The 14,683-nt window shown below is 71.0% G+C and carries 11 protein-coding genes; 10 read left to right on the forward strand and 1 reads right to left on the reverse strand.

The features are described 5' to 3' along the window. Nucleotides 1-2: 2 nt before the first annotated feature. Nucleotides 3-809, reverse strand: a complete 807-nt coding sequence (gene panB, locus ACG04R_RS02095) for a 3-methyl-2-oxobutanoate hydroxymethyltransferase (protein WP_394406066.1) — start codon at nt 807-809, stop codon at nt 3-5. A 63-nt stretch (nt 810-872) separates the two neighbouring features. On the opposite strand from panB, the gene ACG04R_RS02100 reads away from it, so the two are divergent. From ACG04R_RS02100 to ACG04R_RS02145, 10 genes are all read left to right on the forward strand, one after another. Further along, nucleotides 873-1,793, forward strand: coding sequence for a hydrogen peroxide-inducible genes activator (locus ACG04R_RS02100; RefSeq protein WP_394406068.1), 921 nt, complete (start codon nt 873-875; stop codon nt 1,791-1,793). A gap of 90 nt (nt 1,794-1,883) precedes the next feature. Beyond that, entirely contained in the window at nt 1,884-2,366 is a 483-nt protein-coding gene (locus tag ACG04R_RS02105; RefSeq protein WP_394406069.1) for a hypothetical protein, read from the forward strand. Beyond that, nucleotides 2,363-2,821 (forward strand): hypothetical protein, encoded by a 459-nt coding sequence (locus ACG04R_RS02110; protein ID WP_394406071.1) that lies wholly within the window; start codon nt 2,363-2,365, stop codon nt 2,819-2,821. Before ACG04R_RS02105 ends, ACG04R_RS02110 begins: the two co-directional genes overlap by 4 nt. Nucleotides 2,822-2,943: 122 nt before the next feature. Beyond that, nucleotides 2,944-5,751 (forward strand): hypothetical protein, encoded by a 2,808-nt coding sequence (locus ACG04R_RS02115; RefSeq protein ID WP_394406073.1) that lies wholly within the window; start codon nt 2,944-2,946, stop codon nt 5,749-5,751. Between the two features lie 81 nt (nt 5,752-5,832). After that, on the forward strand, nt 5,833-6,327 hold the full coding sequence (locus ACG04R_RS02120; protein ID WP_394406074.1) for a Dps family protein: 495 nt from the start codon (nt 5,833-5,835) through the stop codon (nt 6,325-6,327). Nucleotides 6,328-6,332: 5 nt separating this feature from the next. Beyond that, the gene (locus ACG04R_RS02125) at nt 6,333-7,082 is read left to right on the forward strand and encodes a substrate-binding periplasmic protein (protein WP_394406076.1); all 750 of its coding nucleotides are present in this window, start codon (nt 6,333-6,335) and stop codon (nt 7,080-7,082) included. 54 nt (nt 7,083-7,136) lie between these two features. Beyond that, a complete protein-coding gene (locus ACG04R_RS02130) occupies nt 7,137-8,765 on the forward strand; it encodes a peptide chain release factor 3 (protein ID WP_394406078.1) in 1,629 nt (542 codons plus the stop codon). A 41-nt stretch (nt 8,766-8,806) separates the two neighbouring features. After that, nucleotides 8,807-9,901, forward strand: a complete 1,095-nt coding sequence (locus tag ACG04R_RS02135; protein WP_394406081.1) for a PQQ-dependent sugar dehydrogenase — start codon at nt 8,807-8,809, stop codon at nt 9,899-9,901. Between the two features lie 157 nt (nt 9,902-10,058). Continuing rightward, complete coding sequence (locus ACG04R_RS02140; RefSeq protein WP_394406084.1) at nt 10,059-14,135, forward strand: hypothetical protein; 4,077 nt, start codon at nt 10,059-10,061, stop codon at nt 14,133-14,135. 34 nt (nt 14,136-14,169) lie between these two features. Next, nucleotides 14,170-14,667 carry a hypothetical protein gene (locus ACG04R_RS02145; RefSeq protein ID WP_394406086.1) on the forward strand — a complete coding sequence of 166 codons (498 nt, stop codon included), beginning with the start codon at nt 14,170-14,172 and terminating at the stop codon, nt 14,665-14,667. Nucleotides 14,668-14,683 lie beyond the last annotated feature (16 nt).

The following is a 14,683-nucleotide window of genomic DNA, read 5'->3' on the forward strand; positions in this document are numbered from 1 at the left end:
GGTCAGAACCCGTGGATCTCGTTCACGGGGAAGGTCCCCGCTTTCACCTCGTCCACATAACCCTTGATGGCGGCCTGGACGGATGTCTGGCCCTCCATGAAGTTCTTGACGAAGCGCGGCTTGCGGCCCGGCGTGATGTTGAGCATGTCGTGCAGCACCAGCACCTGGCCCGACGTGCCCACGCCGGCGCCGATGCCGATGACGGGCACCGGCGACGCGGCCGTGATCTCGGCGGCCAGCGCGGCGGGCACCATCTCGTACAGCAGCATCGCGGCGCCGGCCTCGACGGCTTCCTGCGACTCGCGCTTCATGCGCGCGGCGCTCTCCTCGTCGCGCCCCTGCACCTTGAAGCCGCCCAGCGCGTTCACCGTCTGAGGCGTGAAGCCCAGGTGCACGCAGACCGGGATGCCGCGCTCGCTGATGAAGCGCACGGTCTCGGCCGTCCAGCCGCCGCCTTCGAGCTTGACCATGTGGGCACCCGCCTTCACCAGCGCAGCGGCGCTCTTCCAGGCCTCTTCCTTGCTGACGTGATAGCTGTCGAACGGCAGGTCGGCCACGATCCAGGCCCACTTGTGGCCGCGCGACACGCAGAACGTGTGATAGACCATGTCCTCGAGGCTGACCGGGGCGGTGGAGCCGCGCCCCTGCAGCACATTGCCCAGCGAATCGCCGATCAGCAGGATGTCGACGCCGGCCTCGTCCAGCAGGCTGGCGAACGCCGCGTCGTAGCAGGTCAGCATCGTGATCTTCTCGCCGCTGGCGTGCATCTGCGCCAGGCGCGGCAGGGTCATCGGCTTGCGATCTGTCATGGGGTACCTCGGTATAAACCCTGGGAGCCCTCGTGGGGCGGCGGCAGTGTAGCGTTCGGCCCTATGACCCTGACCGAGTTGCGCTATATCGTCGCCGTCGCCCGCGAGCGGCATTTCGGCCGTGCCGCCGAGGCCTGCTTCGTGTCGCAGCCGACGCTGTCGGTCGCCATCAAGAAGCTGGAAGAAGAGCTGGACCTGAAGATCTTCGAGCGCGGCGGCACCGAGGTCAGCGTCACGCCGCTGGGCGAGGAGATCGTGCGCCAGGCGCAGTCGGTGCTGGACCAGGCCGGCGCGATCAAGGAGATCGCCAAGCGCGGCAAGGACCCGCTGGCCGGCGCGCTGCGGCTGGGCATCATCTACACGATCGGCCCCTACCTGCTGCCCGAGCTGGTGAAGCACACCATCGAGCAGTACCCGCAGATGCCGCTGATGCTGCAGGAGAACTTCACGGTGAAGCTGCTGGAGATGCTGCGCACGGGCGAGCTGGACTGCGCCATCATGGCCGAGCCCTTCCCCGACACGGGCCTGGCCACCGCACCGCTGTACGACGAGCCCTTCGTCGTCGCGCTGCCGGCCGCCCACCCGCTGGCCACGCGCGAGACCATCAGCGCCGAGGAGCTCAAGCGCGAGACCATGCTGCTACTCGGCACGGGGCACTGCTTCCGCGACCACGTGCTGGAGGTCTGCCCCGAGTTCGCCCGCTTCTCCAGCGACGCCGAGGGCATCCGCCGCAGCTTCGAGGGCTCGTCGCTGGAAACCATCAAGCACATGGTCGCCTCGGGCATGGGCGTGACCGTCGTGCCGCAGTTGTCGGTGCCACGCGACCCGTCGCCGCATCTGGCCTTCGTGCCGTTCAGCGAGCCCATCCCCACACGCCGCGTCGTGCTCGCATGGCGGCGCAGCTTCACGCGCTACGAGGCCATCGCGGCGCTGCGCAATGCCATCTACGCCTGCGAGCTGGGCGGCGTGACGCGGCTGTCCTGAACCGACGGCGCTTCCCAACTTTTGCGGAGGCGGGCGTCGCCGCCACACCGCATGCTTCCTGCTTCCGCCAATAAGCCCCGGAGGACGGACATGCCGACACGCGAAAAGGCCATCGCCTTCCGAGACGACATCATCACGCCCACGTTGCAGGCCATTGGCCTGCACAGCGACGCGGCCGTCGAGCTGCTGTTGGGCACCGCGCTTCAGGAAAGTAAGCTGGTCTACCGCACCCAGATCGGTGGCGGCCCGGCACGCGGCCTGTTCCAGATGGAGATGGCCACGCACGACGACATCTTCGACAACTATCTGAAATACCGGTCGACGCTGCGCAACGCCGTGCTGCAACTGAAGTCGGCGCCCGACGCCGATGCGGAGGAAGAGTTGACGAACAACGACGCCTACGCGGCGGCAATGGCGCGGGTGCTCTACAAGCGAGCGCCCGCGGCCCTGCCATCCGCTGGCAAACTGAGCGACATGGCCGCCTACTGGAAGCAGTACTACAACACCCTGTTCGGCGCCGGCACGGTGAGCCAGTACATGAACTCGTGGAACTCCGTGATGGGGGCAGCTTGAAACTCGCGGAGGCGTCTCTGCGCCTGCTCTGCTTACTCGCCGTATGCGGCACCGCGGCGGCCGATGGCGCGCCGGTGACCGTCGACATCACCTCGCAGGGCTGGCACTTTGCAGCGTCGGCGCCGAGCACGCAGCAGGCGCTGGAAGCTGACTGGGGGCAGTTCGAGATTCGCCTGCCGGTCAAAGGCTTTCCGCTCCCGGCACCGAACTGCCGCGACGAGATCCGGCTGCGCTGGGTGGCCATTCCCCCCAAACAGGCAGATCGCGCGGCAGCCCTTCAGCGGCGATGGGAATTGCTGCAACGCCTGAAGACGCTGCGGGAACACGGCGACAGCGCCGCGCCAGAAACGGTAAGGCTCGATACGGTGCACTACGTTCAACGCGCATCGAACGGCCAGCTGCAGCTCAAGTACTGCAACGCCTTCGCGGTCGACAACGCGGCTGTGGCGCCGTAGCCCCGTCCGCAGGGCCGGGCGTGCGCGACGTGCCAGCTCCGCAATTCTGGTGATGCCCCGGCGGCGAGGGCGCCGGAGCATGGCGCCCTCGCCGCACAGACGGCCGTCTCAAGGGGCTCACCATGACCACCACCCTCATGCGCCGCTGCCCGGCGCCCGTCCTCGCCTCCTCGCTGCTGGCCAGCGCCGCGCTGCTCGGTGGCTGCGGAGGCGGCAGCGACTCATCAACGACCGCGCCGCCACCGCCTCCCCCCGCGCCCACCGCCGTCAGCGTCACCGGCAAGGCGGTGGACGGCCCGCTGTCCGGCGCCACGGCCTGCTATGACCTGAACGACAACGGCGTCTGCGACAGCGGCGAGCCCGTCTCCACAGCCACCGGCGCGGACGGCGCCTTCACGCTCTCGGTCCAGCCGGCCGACGCCGGCAAGCACCGCATCGTCGTGCAGGTACCGGCCACCGCGGTCGACGCGACCACCGGCGCCGCCGTCGGGACGGCCTTCACGCTGCAAGCGCCGGCCACCGGCACGACGACGGCGCACAGCGTCTTCGTCAGCCCGCTGACGACGCTGGTGCAGGGGCATGTCGACGCGACCGGTGCGACCGTCGCCGAGGCCACGGCGCTCGTGCAGGCGCAGGCCGGCCTGGCCGTCTCGCCGCTGGCCGACTTCACCGCCGCGAGCAGCGCCGACAACACGCAGGCCGCCCTCGTCGCCCGCCTGGTGCAGGCCACGACGCTGGCCCAGGCCGACGCGCTGAAGACCGTGGCCGGCCAGACCGACCTCAGCGGCGCCACCGCCACCGCGGCCGACGTCGCCAGGCAGGTCGTCAGCGCCGTCGTCGGCGCGCTGCCGGCCATCGCCGGCAAGACGGCCGAGAGCAGCCTCACCGGCCTCAGCGGCACGGCGCTGACGACCGCACTGAACGACGCCGCCAAGGCCGTCGTCGCGCAGGCCGGCGTCTCGGTCGACGAGGCCAAGGCCAACATCGGCACGGCCAAGCTGCCGGCCGACACGTCGGCCACGACGGCCGTCGCCTCCGCGCAGCTGACGCTGCTGCGCTACACCAGCGCCGGCGACTGGCTGGTGCGCACACTGCAGAACAGCGCCGCCGACAACACGCCCGACGCGGCCAACCTGATCCGCTACACGTCGGTCTTCATGCAGGCCCAGGGCAACAACTACAACAGTGCCACCAACGTCCAGGCCTGGGCGCAGGGCAACACGTTTGCCCGCAGCGGCGACCTGCACTGGAACGGCAGCGCCTGGGTGGCCTGCAAGCTGGGCGACCGCTACACGTCGACCGTGCGAGACGCGCAGGGCCGCTCGACCTACAACGTCTGCGACGGCCTGGAGAAGGGACGCAGCGCGCGCAGCGCCGTCGACCTGGCCGGCCAGAGCCTGGCGAGCGTGTTCACGAAAATCCGCACGCTGCCCGGCGGCGCCAACGGCCTGGCCTACGTCAACTGGGGCCCGGCCGATCCCGTCGCGGCCTTCGGCACGGCGACCTTCCCGACCGGTGCCAAGCTCTACTACCAGATCAACACGCCCACCGAGACCGCCATCGGCTACGACGTGCAGACCACCGGCGTCGTGACCGGCTTCTCCGCGGCCATCGCCGCCGGCGGCGACGCGCGCAGCACGGCCAACCTGGCTTGCGCCGGCACGACGACCGCCGAGACGCTGACGACGCTGGAGGACCTCGTCGCCCGCAACCCCGGCAAGGCCTGCGTGTTCGCCAAGTCCACCGTGGGCACCGATGCGAGCCTGGACCCCAACGAATGGTGGAGCAACTCCACGGCTAGCCTGGCCGTGCTGGCCGGCGCGGCGACGAAGCCGGCCGGCACCGGCGGCTGGTACAGCGCCGACCTGCGCCTGCGCGTGGCGTTCGCGGGGGGCGACAGCAAGGCGACGAGCTACTACAGCTGCCTGAGCCGCGCCAGCAACGGCAGCGCGCGCAACTGCGTGCTGCTGGCCACCGGCGCCTACGCCATCAAGACGCTGGGCGACGCCCGCGTGATGACTTTCACCGGCCTGCCATCGGCAATGCAGCAGGCCGGCTACAGCCGCGTCTTCGTCGAGCGCAGCGGCAAGGTCTACTACGGCTACCAGCAGCCGGCCGGCAACAGCAGCAACCTCGTGCGGCTCAATCTCGAGGCCGCCAACGCCGTGATGGCCGCGCTGCCCGGCCTGCCCGCCATCAACCCCGCCACGCGCTACGCCGACCTGTCCACCGCCAGCCAGGCGGCACTGACGACGGCGAAGGGCGTGTGGGTCGCCAGCGACGGCGCGGACGTGGCCGTGCTGCGCATCGGCGACAGCGGGCGCTACCTGTTCGGCCAGGCCACGGCAGCCACTGGCACCGCGCAGACCGGCCATGAACTGGGCTGGCTCAGCTACGACGCCGCCAGCCAGAACTTCACCAGCCTGGTGGAGAGCAACTCCGCTGGCGAAGGCGGCATGCTGCGCCGAAGCCTCGCGGAGCAGGCCAGCGAGAAGCTGACCATCAGTGCCACGCAGATCGGCAGCTCGCTGGGCACGCAGTTCAGCCGCGCCAGCAGCGACGCCACCGGCATCGTGGGCCTGTGGGCGCTCTCGGCCACGGACTTCAACGCGCAGCACTTCCTGTTCCTGCCCAACGGCAAGCTGCTGATGGTCGACGCGCTCGGCGACACCGAGGCCGGCGTCTGCCAGACCGAGCACATGGGCCCGGCAGGCGGCGAGTACAGCAGCTACACCTGGGACAAGGCCGCCGGCACGCTGAGCGTCACCGGCAAGATCTACGACACCAACGGCTGCGCCGGCATGTTCGACATCGGCACCAACGCCAACACCAGCTTCACGGCCACCGTGCAGCTGTCGTCCGACGGCAAGACCGCCACCGTCACGGCACCCGACGGCAGCATCACGCTCTACCGCATCGCCACCCAGTGAGGCCAAGGGAGAGAGCGGCGCGGCAAGTCAAACCCTTGGGTTAGGCTTGTCGCGTCACGTCTCTCAACCCCGGAGCCCCCCATGGCCAAGAAACCCTCCGCCCCTTCCATCAGCATCGGCATCAACGACAAGGACCGCGCCACCATCGTCGCCGGCCTGTCCAAGCTGCTGGCCGAGACCTACACGCTGTACCTGACCACGCACAACTTCCACTGGAATGTCACCGGGCCGATGTTCAACAGCCTGCACGCGATGTTCATGGCCCAGTACACGGAGCTTTGGAACGCGGTGGACCCTGTGGCCGAGCGCATCCGCTCGCTGGGCCATCCGGCGCCCGGCAGCTACGCGCAGTTCGCCAAGCTCAGCGGCCTGCCCGATGCACCCGCCACGCCGCCCAAGGCGCTGGAGATGGTGCGCATCCTCAAGGAAGGCCACGAAGCCGTTGCCCGCACCGCCCGCCAGCTGTTCCCCGCCGTCGAGAAGGCCAGCGACGAGCCCACCGCCGACCTGCTGACCCAGCGCATCACGGTGCACGAGCAGACGGCCTGGATGCTGCGCAGCCTGCTGGAAGACTGACGCCCGTGGTCTCACGACGCCGTCTGCTGGCAGGCGGCTCCCTGCTGGGCCTGCTGCCGGCCGCCGTGGCGCAGCCGCTGGAACTGCGCATGGCGTTCGGCGAACACATCCCGCCGTTCTGCTTCCCGGACACCGACTCCGGCATCGAGGTCGAGGTGTTCCGCGAGGCGCTGGGCCACAAGGGCTACCGGCTGCACGCGGTCTACCTGCCGCTGGGGCGCATCCCCGCGGCCTTCCGCAACCACGAGGTCGACGCGACGATGACCGACCTGGGCGAGGACCTGGCCCGGCAGGGCGGGCACTATGGCAACACGGCCGTGCTGTACGACAACGTGCTGTTCACGCTGGCCGAGCGCGGCCTGAGCCTGAAGCGCCCGCAGGACCTGGAGGGCCTGAGTGTCATCGCCTTCCAGGGCGCCGTGCGCCGCTACCCCGACTGGCTGGGCCCCGTGCGCGAGGCGGGCCGCTACACCGAGATCAACGACCAGACCGCCCAGGTGCGCACGCTGATGCGCCGCCGCTACGACGTGGTGCTGGCGGACCGCAGCATCTTTCGCTACTTCTCGCTGCAGCTCAAACGCGCCGGCGAGCCGCTGCTGCCGGTGACCGAACACGCCTTCACGACGCCCAACCCGCTGGACTACCGGCCGGTGTTCCGCAGCCCGAAGGTGCGCGACGACTTCAATGACGGCCTGCAGTGGCTGAAGGCCAGCGGTCGCTACCGGGCCATCTACGCACGCTACCTGACCGAGTGAGCCGCCGCCGGGGCCGGCTGGGATAATCGCGGGTTAGCCCGCCAGAAGAACTCCATGTCCGAACCCACCGCCAGCCGCATCGAGACGGAAGTCCGCCGCCGCCGCACCTTCGCCATCATCAGCCACCCCGACGCCGGCAAGACCACGCTGACGGAGAAGCTGCTGCTGTTCTCCGGCGCGATCCAGATCGCCGGCTCGGTGAAGGCGCGCAAGGCCTCGCGGCACGCGACCTCGGACTGGATGGAGATCGAAAAGCAGCGCGGCATCTCGGTGGCCTCGTCGGTCATGCAGATGGAGTACCGCGACTGCGTCATCAACCTGCTGGACACGCCGGGCCACCAGGACTTCTCGGAAGACACCTACCGCGTGCTGACGGCCGTGGACGCGGCGCTGATGGTCATCGACGCGGCCAACGGCGTCGAGCCGCAGACGCGCCGCCTGCTGCAGGTCTGCCGCGCGCGCAACACGCCCATCCTCACCTTCGTCAACAAGATGGACCGCGAGGTGCAGGAGCCCCTCGCGCTGATGGACGAGATCGAGCGCGAGCTGGGCATGACGGTCGTGCCGTTCACCTGGCCGGTCGGCATGGGCAAGCAGTTCCACGGCGTGATGGACCTGCGCCAGCAGCGCATGCGCGTCTTCGCCCCCGGCGAGGACCGCGTGGCCGGCACCGAGGAGGTGCTGGAAGGCCTGGACAACCCGGCCTACGCCGAACGCTTCGGCATGCAGTACGACAACGCGCAGGGCGAGATCGAGCTGGTGCGGGAGGCCGCGCCCGAGTTCAGCCTCGACGACTTCCTGACCGGCAAGCAGACGCCGATGTTCTTCGGCTCGGCCGTCAACAACTTCGGCGTGCAGGAGGTGCTGGACGCCCTCGTCGAGCTGGCACCGCCGCCGGACAAGCGCGTCGCCATGCAGCGCACCGTGCAGCCCGAGGAGCCCAAGTTCACCGGCGTCGTGTTCAAGATCCAGGCCAACATGGACCCGGCGCACCGCGACCGCATCGCCTTCGTGCGCGTGGCGTCGGGGCGCTTCGAGCGAGGCATGAACCTGAAGGTCGTGCGCTCGGGCAAGAGCCTGCGCCCGAACAGCGTGGTGACCTTCATGAGCCAGAAGCGCGAACTGCTGGACGAGGCCTTCGCCGGCGACATCATCGGTATCCCCAACCACGGCGTGCTGCAGCTGGGCGACACCATCACCGAGGGCGAGGCCCTGCAGTACACCGGCCTGCCCTTCTTCGCGCCGGAAATGTTCCGCAGCGTCGAAGTGGCCGACCCGCTGAAGACCAAGCAGCTCAAGGCCGGCCTGCAGCAGCTCGGCGAAGAGGGCGCCATCCAGGTGTTCCGCCCCATCGCGGGCAGCGTGCTGCTGCTGGGCGCCGTGGGCCAGCTGCAGTTCGAGGTCGTCGCGCATCGGCTGGAGCATGAGTACGGCGTCAAGGCGCGCATCACCGGCAGCCGCTTCCAGGTGGCGCGCTGGGTGACCTGCGACGACCCGCAGGAACTCAAGCGCTTCATCGACGCCAACGACCATCGCATGGCCTACGACGCGGTCGACGCGCCGACCGTGCTGGTGGAGTACGCGCCCGAGCTGCGCGCCATCGAGAGCAACTGGCCCAAGATCAAGTTCCACGCGCTGCGCGAGCACGCGGGGCTGGTGTTCCAGCAGCGGCTGGACGGCTGAGGCCCGGCGCCGCCAGCCTGCAGGCTTGGCATGATGCGCGGATGAACACACGCGCCCTGCTCCTCGCCACCGCGCTGGTGGCTTCCGCCGCCCACGCCGCCCCGCAGCTCGAAACCGTCGTCGAGGGCCTGAAGACCCCGTGGGCCGTCGCCTTCCTGCCTGACGGCCAGTTCCTCATCACCGAGCGCGATGGCACCATGCGCACCGCCAAGGCCGGCGGCAAGCCGGGCGCGCCCATCCAGGGCGTGCCGGCCGTCGTCGCCGAGGGCCAGGGCGGCCTGCTGGATGTGCAGCTGGACAGCGACTTCGCCCGCAACCGCACGATCTACTTCTGCTTCGCCGAAGCCGGCGCCGACAAGTCCACCAACAGCACGGCGCTCGCCCGCGCGAAGCTGAGCGACGACCTCAAGCGCCTGACCGACGTGAAGGTCATCTTCAGCCAGCAGCCCAAGGTGGACAGCAAGCTGCACTTCGGCTGCCGCATCGCCGAGTCGCCGGACGGCAAGCTCTTCCTGAGCCTGGGCGAGCGCTTCAAGTTCATGCAGAGCGCGCAGACGCTGGACAACCACCTCGGCAAGGTCGTGCGCATCAACAAGGACGGCAGCGTGCCGGCCGACAACCCGTTCGTGAAAACGCCCGGCGCCTTGCCCGAGATCTGGACCTACGGCCACCGCAACTCGCAGGGCCTGACGTTCGACGAGAAGGGGCGCCTGTGGGAGCTGGAACATGGCCCGCAGGGAGGCGACGAGCTGAACCTGCTCAGCCCGAAGCTCAACTACGGCTGGCCCGTCATCACCTATGGCGAGAACTACGGAGGCGGCAAGATCGGCGACGGCATCTTCGCCAAGGCCGGCATGGAGCAGCCCCTCGTGAAGTGGGTGCCGTCCATCGCGCCGTCGGGCCTCACGAAGCTCAGGAGCGCCAAGTACGGCCCGGCCTGGCAGGGCAACTTCTTCGTCGGCTCGCTGAAGTTCGGCTACCTGGAGCGCGTGAAGCTGGACGCGAACAACCGCCCCGTCGAGCAGGAAAAGCTGTTCGAAGGCGCCGGCCGCATGCGCGATGTGCGCGAGGGCCCGGACGGCCTGCTGTACCTGCTGCTGGAAACCAGCGGCCGGCTGGTGCGCGTCAAGCCCTGAGACGACGGCCCGTCTGCGGTGTCGCGCCTCGCGCCACCGCGGGCAGCGCGAGGCGCGCCCGTGGAAAAGCCACGCCGGCCGCGGCCTGGCGCTGTGTTGGAATCCCCGGCAATTTCGGTCCCGCCCGACGCGGGCCGACGCACAGGGAGACGACACGATGAAGCGCTTCACGACGCTGCTGCTGTGGCTGTTCGCAGGCCTGGCCGCCCAGGCGGTGCAGGCCGCGCCGCTGACGCCCGCCGAACTGCCCGCCGCGCTGCGCGACTGGCTGCCCTGGGCCCAGCAGGGCCAGCCGCCGCTGGGCTGCCCGGCGCAGCCGGAGGGGGACGCTGCCTGCGTCTGGCCCGGCCGGCTGCAGCTGAGCGCCGGGGCGCGCGAGGCGACGTTCAGGCTCGACGTGCAGGTCTTCGGCGCGCCGGCGCGCGTCGCGCTGCCGGGCGAGGCCGGTGCGTGGCCACTGGACGTCAAGGCCGGCGGCAAGGCCTTGGCCGTCACTGAAGTCGACGGCCAGCCCGCGGTCTGGCTGCCGCCCGGCGCCCATGTCGTCGAGGGGCGCATGACCTGGCCCCGGATGCCGCAGAACCTGGCCGTGCCCGGGGGCCTGGGCGCCATCGTCGTGACCAGCGACGGCGCGACGCAGAGCCGCGCGCCCGACGGCGACGGCCGGCTGTGGCTGCGCGCCGTCGTGAACCCCGAGGACGCCAGCGACAGCATGACGGTGCAGACCACGCGCCTCGTCGACGACGACCTGCCGCTGACCGTCACCACCGCCATCGAGCTGCGCGTGGCCGGCCGCGCCCGTGCCGTGGAGCTACCGCTGGCGCTGCTGCCGGGATTGCGCGCGATGCAGCTGGACAGCCCGCTGCCCGCCCGCCTGGCCGATGACGGCCGCCTCGTCGTGCAGGCCCGGCCGGGCCAGTGGCACATCGAGCTGCAGGCGCGGCTGATGGCCCCGGTGCAGGCGCTGCAGCTGCCGGCCGGCGCACCCGACGAGGAAGTCTGGGCCGTCAAGGCCGAGCCCGCGCTGCGGCTGATCCGCCCCGAAGGCCCGGCCAGCGTGGACCCGCGCCAGGTCGAGATGCCCGAGCCCTGGCGCGCGCTGCCGGCCTTCCGCCTCAAGCCCGGCGAGACGCTGAAGCTGACCGAACTGCAGCGCGGCAATGCCAAGCCGGCACCCGACGCGCTGAAGCTGGCGCGGCGGCTGTGGCTGGATTTCGATGGCCGCGGGCTGACGGCGAGCGACGAGTTCTCGGGCCAGCTGTCCTCCAGCTCGCGGCTGATGATGGCCGCGCCGGGCCAGCTCGGCCGCGCAGCGCTGGCCGGTGAAGATCAACCCATCACGCGGCTGGCCGCCGACGGACCGGCCGGCTTCGAGGTGCGCCAGAGCGACGCCCACATCGAGGCCGACAGCCGCTGGCCGCGCGACGGCGTACTGCCCGCCAGCGGCTGGACCACGCCCGTGGACGAACTTGCGGTGTCGCTGCAGCTGCCGCCCGGCTGGCGCCTGCTGCACGCGCAAGGCCCCAGCAGCGCCGAAGGCAGCTGGGTATCGATGTGGACGCTGTGGGACTTTTTCTTCGTGCTGCTTGCCGCCCTCGCCGCATTCCGTCTGCTGGGCTGGCGCGTGGGCATGCTGCTGGGCGTGGCGCTGGTGCTGACCTGGCACACGCCGGGCAGCCCGCCGGCCGTGCTGTGGTTCGCGCTGCTGGCGCTGACGGCGCTGGCGCGCGTGCTGCCGGCCGGCAAGGGGCAGCGTCTGTTGGCTCGCGGCCGCATCGCCGTGGCGGCGCTGCTGGTGCTGGTGCTGCTGCCCTTCGCGGTGGACGAGATCCGGCAGGCGATCTACCCGAGCCTTGACCAAGGCGGCTTCATGATGGCCGAAAAGGCGCCGGTGCCTGCTGCCGACCCCGCGTTCGTGCCGCCCCCTGAGTTCCAGGAGACGGCGCCGGCCGAGAAGCGCAAGGCGGTTCGCGAGCCGGCATCACCGGGAAAGTTCAGCTCGACCTACGCCAACAGCAGCGACCTCGCCCGCATCGACCCCGGCGCCCGTGTGCAGACCGGCCCCGGCCTGCCGACGTGGCGCTGGCGCAGCCACCAGCTGACCTGGAGCGGCCCCGTCACGCCCGAGCAGACGCTGAACCTGTGGCTGCTGCCGCCGTGGGCCACGGCGCTGTTGAAGGTCGTGGGGCTGGCACTGCTGTCGGCGGCGCTGGCGGCCGTGGCCGGCTGGAAGCCGCCGCGCCTGCCACGCTGGCCGCGCACGGGCAGCGCGGTGGCTGCGGTCGTGCTGCTGAGCCTGGCCGGCATGCCCACGGCCAGTGACGCGGCCCCGCCGAAGCCGGACACCGCCACGCCGGCGGCGGACGGCATGCCCTGGCCCAGCGACGAGCAGCTGCAGGCGCTGCGCGGCAAGCTCGCTGCACCGCCGGACTGCCTGCCTCACTGTGCCGACCTGGCCCGGCTGCTCGTCAGCGCGCAGGGTTCGGCCGTGCAGCTGCGTGCCGAGGTCCATGCGCAGGCGCTGGTGGCCGTGCCGCTGCCCGGCCAGGGCACCGGCTGGCAGCCGGCCAACGTGCTGCTGGACGGCCAGCCCGCCGCCACGCGGCGCGACACCGACGGCCGGCTGTGGGCCGCAGTGCCGGCCGGCGTGCATCAGTTGCAGCTGGCTGCCGACGTCGGCAACGCCAGCAGCCTGGACATCGCGCTGCCGCTGCCGCCACGCACGCTGCAGACGGCGCTGCAGGGGTGGACGCTGTCGGGGCTGGACCCGAGCGGCCAGGTCACCAACGCAGTCTCGCTGAGCCGCGAGGTGGCTGCAGGCGGCGCCCGGGCCGAGGACGCCGGCACGCAGCGCGACGCGCTGCCGCCGCTGGTGCGCGTGGACCGGCGCCTGGGCCTGGGCCTGCGCTGGCAGGTGCAGACGCACATCGAGCGCCTCGCGCCAAGCCGCGCGCCGCTGCGCGTGCGCTGGGCGCTGCTGCCCGGCGAGGCCGTGAACGACGCTCGCGTAACGGTGGACGGCAGCGTGGCCAGCCTGCAGCTGGGCGGCGACGAGGCCATCGACATCGACAGCAGCCTGCCGCCCGCCGAGGCGCTGGCGCTGACGGCCGGCAAGGAGCCCAACCAGGTGGAGCGCTGGACGCTGGCCGCGTCGCCGCAATGGCATGTGGACGCCAGCGGCCTGGCCGCGACGGCGCTGCAGCAGGACGGCCAGTGGCAGCCCGAGTGGCGACCCTGGCCGGGCGAGACGCTGAAGCTGGCCGTCCGCAAACCCGCCGGCGTGGGTGGGCAGACGCTGACGCTGGACAGTGTGAAGACCGCGCTGGAGCCCGGCGAGCGCAACACGGCGGTGAGCGTCGACATGAAGCTGCGCGCCAGCCTCGGCGGCCCGCATGCGCTGAAGCTGCCGGCCGGCGCCGAGCTGCTCTCCGTGCAGATCAACGGCCAGAAGCTGGCGCTGCAGCCGCGCGACGGCACGCTGAGCCTGCCGCTGACGCCCGGCGCGCAGCGCGTGGAGATCCGCTGGCGCGCACCCGAAGACATGGGCGCGTGGTGGCGCCACGAGGGGCTGGCGCTGGGGCTGCCGGGCGTCAACGACGCGCTGCAGCTCACCGTGCCGCAGGACCGCATCGTGCTGGCCGTCGGCGGCCCGCTGATCGGGCCGGCGGTGCTGATCTGGGGGGCGCTGCTGCTCGTGCTGGTGCTGGCCTGGTTCGCGCCGCGCGGCGTGCCGGGGCTGATGGGCCGGCCGGCCTGGCTGATCCTCGCGCTGGGCGTGGCACCGGTGTCGCTGTGGGCACTGGTGGCGCTGGCCGGCTGGTTCGGACTGCTGGAGGCGCGGCGCCGCTGGGGTGGGTTGACCGGCGCGCGCTGGCTGCGCATCGCCGTGCAGCTGGGGCTGATGCTGTGGACGCTGTTCGCCATCGGCGCGCTGCTGGACGTGCTGCGCACCGGCCTGCTGGGCTACCCGGACCTGCTCGTCGCCGGGCCAGGCTCCAGCAGCCACCTGCTGAGCTGGGTCAACGACCGCTTCGCCGAGCACACGGCGGGCGCCTGGGTCGTCAGCGCGCCGGTGTGGGCCTACCGCGCGCTGATGCTGGGCTGGGCGCTGTGGCTGGCGGTGTCGCTGCTGCGCTGGGTGGGCTGGGCCTGGCGCTGCTTCAGCGAGGGCGGCGCATGGCCGGAGAAGGCGGTGGTAGCCGTGAATCCGGCGGACGGACCGGCGGAACGTTGAAGGCCCTACAGTCCGCGCATCCAGGGAGAACTCGATGAGCCAAGAAAACCCATACGCACCGCCGACGGCCGCGGTCGCGGACATCGGAACTGCCACGGCGGCTCCACGTCCGCCGCTGTGGAACCCGGGCGCCGCGGCGTCGTGGAGTCTGCTGTTGAGCCCCGTCTTTGGCGCCATCCTGCACATGAAGAACTGGCAGGCGATGGGCGAACCCGAAAAAGCCGCGACCTCGAAAACCTGGGCCATCGCAACGGTGGTCCTCTTCTCGATCAGCGTCGTGCTGTCGGTCGCCCTGCCCGACTCGAAGGCGGTCGATCTGCTCAGCCGCCTGGGGGGCTTCGCGCTGCTGATCGCGTGGTACTACGCCATCGGCAAGTCGCAAAGCCCCGCCATCCTCGCGCGCTACGGCGACAACTACCCCCGCAAGGGCTGGGCCAAGCCGCTGGGCTTGGCGCTGGCCGCCTTGCTCGCGTTCGTCGTCCTCGCCACGTTGGTCGGCTTCGCCGCCGCCACGCTCAGCGGCAACGCCTGACGCCTCTTCCGGATCG

Source organism: Pelomonas candidula (assembly GCF_043555985.1).
GTDB classification, from domain to species: Bacteria; Pseudomonadota; Gammaproteobacteria; order Burkholderiales; family Burkholderiaceae_C; genus Pelomonas; species Pelomonas candidula.